Origin of the sequence: Bacillus cereus group sp. BfR-BA-01355, assembly GCF_022663675.1 — a bacterium.
Lineage (GTDB): Bacteria > Bacillota > Bacilli > Bacillales > Bacillaceae_G > Bacillus_A > Bacillus_A thuringiensis_S.
This window is the reverse complement of sequence record NZ_JAKUFY010000220.1, coordinates 1-3479: the sequence shown is the minus strand read 5'-3', so window position 1 is coordinate 3479 and position 3479 is coordinate 1. Positions and strand designations below refer to the sequence as shown.

The following is a 3479-nucleotide window of genomic DNA, read 5'->3' as shown; positions in this document are numbered from 1 at the left end:
TGCATCTAGTACATTCAACACATGGACCAAGTAATATACCTCACTAGTTGAATCGCGTAAAAGTGGTAAGAATTCAACATTATGGCCTATTGAAGGTTCTAATAATGTTTTTGCTTTTTCACTAACCATTAGGGCACCAATTTCTCCCCAGAAGTGTGGAAAATCAGTGGTCTTTCCTCCTTCTAAGCATTCAATAGGTAACTTTCTCCATGAATCTATTAGTTTTATTGTAGAGTTAAACTTCCCTTCAAAAAACTTTTTATCTTCTTTATAATTTAATAATTGAAAAGACTCATAGTTATCAGAAGAACTTCTTAATTCCCATATCTTCATAGTTTTTCTCCTTTAATATTAGAAATATGTGTGTAAATCATTTTGGATTATTTAATTTTAAACTACCTTCTAATAGACGTATTCTAATATCATGTAACGCTGCGGCAACATCTTCCTGAGTACCACCATATTCTTTGATTTCCTTTAATATCTTGGTTACTTCTTTCATATATTCGGTACTATGATTTCCTACGTGTAACACTTCCGTAGTCACATAGTCATTTACTTTATAAGGTAAAAACACACCATTAGCAGCTGAATTATGATGTATCCCAAACTCTTCAAGTAATTCCTGTGCTTCAATTGCCCTTTTGTCATTCCAAGCAGTAATATGATGTGCTGCATTTGGATATGGTGGCGGCTCAATACCTGCAGCTTTAAGTTCTTCACGCAGTACCTTAGATGCGGTATAAGAATCAGGATATTCGTTTTTTATTTCAACTTTATCCAGGACCTTATCTGCATAATCTTGTATTACTTCTTGTACATCTTTAACTTTACTTCTTCCACCAGTTTTTGAAAACATAAATGTTTCACGAGCTTTGCGTAAAACTTCAAATGTTTTTATTTGATTGCTTCCAAATCCACTTGCACCTGCAAATGCCAACCGATCCGTCAATGGCAATTTATTTGCGAAAGAAGACATTCCTGTAGAGAATTTTGCACCTTTTGCTAATGTAGTGACTTTACTTATCCCCTTATCACCAATAAGTCCAAGTCCAATTTGTGTAAAAGCATAACTTCCCCACTTAGCACGACTTTCAGCGTCTCCATTTATTACATCATTAATAAACGAATCTGATAATGTGTTCCACATAGCAGGTAAGGTTTCATTTAAATGAGTAAAAGCGTACCCCATGTTCTCCCATGTTTCCCATTTACCAAGTGCCACAACACCATCTATTGTATCTTCAACTGCTTGACCCGTCCCTGCTAAAATACCATCTATAATTTTTTCAGAAGTAGATTTTTCAGGAGGTTTCTTGCACACCGCTCCCTCTTCTATTGATCCTTCCTTTAAAAGATTATCAACTTGACGTTTTCTTTCATCAGCAATTTCTTGGATCGAAACGGTCCAATCCATATTTAATCCTTGTGTACTAAACGTACCACTTACAGGACTAAATCCTTTTCCACTTTGGACTTCAGCAAGGCCGGCAGTAATACTAGCCACAAGTTGAAGAGCTGTGTTGTAGTTATTACTAGACGTATAGTTAAATTCATATAGATGCTCTAATTTTTCTTGCAGTTTTTTTCTCATCTCGACTAAAACAATAACCATGGCATCTATTCCAGGCAATACTGTAGTAATACTAATCGCTTCTATACTTGCGACCATTCGATTAATTTCTTGAATTTGCTCTCTTATTTCTTGTTCAATGACATCTGTGGAAGCAACTTGTGATTGAAAATCGCTTGGAAATGCATCATTTTGACGGATTAATTCTTCACATAAATAAATGATACCTTGTGCTAAAGGACGAAAAGTTTGGACAAAAAATATTTTTGCACTACTATATGTTTGCCCTTGTAAAACTGTATCAGTTGCAAAGGTATCAATTGATTGGATTGCTTGCTCCATAGCTTGGATAGTAGTGACACATACAGCATTCATGCTTTGGGTCTGATTTTGTACTTCCCCTAAATACATATTTAAACTCATGCTTTGTCCTCCCTTTTTAATCGCTGTTGCCGATAGGTAAGGTCGGTTTCTAAATCAATAAGATTGCGTCTTTCTTTAAGTAATGTTTCTTTTTGATTTTCCAATTCCAATGTTAATTTCCGCTCAATATGTTGCGACTCTTGAAGCTTATTCATAAAAAAATGAGAAACATCTTTATCACCATGCCATGTTTCTAAAATCCTATTAAATAAACGATTATTTCGATTTCTCAATTCGTGAAAGTCCATTTCTGCTTGTCCCTGGATTTGAATCTCCGTTTGATTTCGATCCTGTTTTTCAAATACTATCCGTAACTCATGATTAAGTTCATTTATTTGCTTTTCTACATCTTGACTCATCTTATTCTCCCTACCCTTCTCCCTTTACCGTAGGTTGCCACATTAGCGAAATGTCTTTTGTAGTTCGTTATCCATTCTTTCAAAATCCTTAGCTACTAAATGAATATTATCAATTGCTTGTTGAAAGGCCCCACAAAATTGTCTAGTCAAATCTAGCATTTGTTGATTCGCTTCTTGCGCCTGAGCATTAACAGATAGTGTAGTACGGCTCGCCTTTGCTATAGAACGATTTGTCGCACCTTGAATTGTATCCGATGCATTTTTCATTTGTGTAGCAATTTGTGTAGCCGTTTGAAAATTACTTTGAAAGTTTCCCATCATTTAAACCCCTTCTAGTTCCAAAATCATCAAGAAAATTATACCATGTAAGAATATTTCAATGTATCAAATATTTCTAGTAAGGAATTGATAGCTCTTAATGATAAGAATGAAGCTTTTCATACCGAATTTCAATTAAGGATCGCTTCAACAGATGTAGTTGAACTAGAACTATTAGAACAAATTGAAGAGATTGACCGAATAAGAACAAATACTGAAGTTACGAAGCAAGTTATGCCACTAGCAGATATGGGTGCAATGGGGAACAAATATTTTTATGGAGTTTGGTTTAGGATGAATTGAAAATAAAGGAGCAGGCCAAATTGGAAAAGTAACTTCCCTTGGAGACTCTGTAAAATTAACAAGATTCTCAGAGCATATCCCCCTATTTCAAGTCCATTATCATTGAAAGACCGATTTGCTTTTGCTGGTATAAGTCCACTTAATAATGAAAGACCTCCAATTAAAGATTTGTTTGTTACTGTATGTAGAGTGAACAGTAAGGGAGTAAACAATACTACAACTAAAAGGTTTGAAGTTACGAAAGTAGAGGGAAAAAACTCCCATGAATCTAGAGGTGCAAGTTTAAAGGAAATTAAATATACCAAAATCTCAACATCCAATCAGTCAAAAAATGGTGCCATTGACAGATAGTAATGGAAAATGAATACTAAATGATAAAAAACAGCTTGTCCAAAACCATAAAGAATTTATTCATTTAATATTAAAAGAGCACCCCTTTTTGGATGCTCTTCGTTATAACTATATATTATTTAATTTTCTTCATTTATTGGTACCATTTTTCC

4 protein-coding genes and 1 pseudogene are annotated in these 3479 nt (G+C 34.4%); 1 reads left to right on the top strand and 4 read right to left on the bottom strand.

What is annotated here, in order from left to right:
* The 4 genes and pseudogenes from MR167_RS30980 to MR167_RS30965 all read right to left on the bottom strand — a co-directional run.
* Nucleotides 1-333, bottom strand: a pseudogene (locus MR167_RS30980) (imm11 family protein); the annotation flags it as partial.
* A gap of 37 nt (nucleotides 334-370) precedes the next feature.
* Entirely contained in the window at nucleotides 371-1996 is a 1626-nt protein-coding gene (locus MR167_RS30975) for an AHH domain-containing protein (protein ID WP_098293386.1), read from the bottom strand.
* Nucleotides 1993-2355 carry a DUF3958 family protein gene (locus MR167_RS30970; RefSeq protein WP_074790096.1) on the bottom strand — a complete coding sequence of 121 codons (363 nt, stop codon included), beginning with the start codon at nucleotides 2353-2355 and terminating at the stop codon, nucleotides 1993-1995. The genes MR167_RS30975 and MR167_RS30970 overlap by 4 nt, the downstream gene beginning before the upstream one ends.
* Nucleotides 2356-2397: 42 nt before the next feature.
* Complete coding sequence (locus tag MR167_RS30965) at nucleotides 2398-2676, bottom strand: TIGR04197 family type VII secretion effector (RefSeq protein ID WP_074790097.1); 279 nt, start codon at nucleotides 2674-2676, stop codon at nucleotides 2398-2400.
* Nucleotides 2677-2760: 84 nt separating this feature from the next.
* On the opposite strand from MR167_RS30965, the gene MR167_RS30960 reads away from it, so the two are divergent.
* Nucleotides 2761-2976 carry a hypothetical protein gene (locus MR167_RS30960; RefSeq protein ID WP_170265090.1) on the top strand — a complete coding sequence of 72 codons (216 nt, stop codon included), beginning with the start codon at nucleotides 2761-2763 and terminating at the stop codon, nucleotides 2974-2976.
* The last annotated feature ends 503 nt before the right edge of the window (nucleotides 2977-3479 follow it).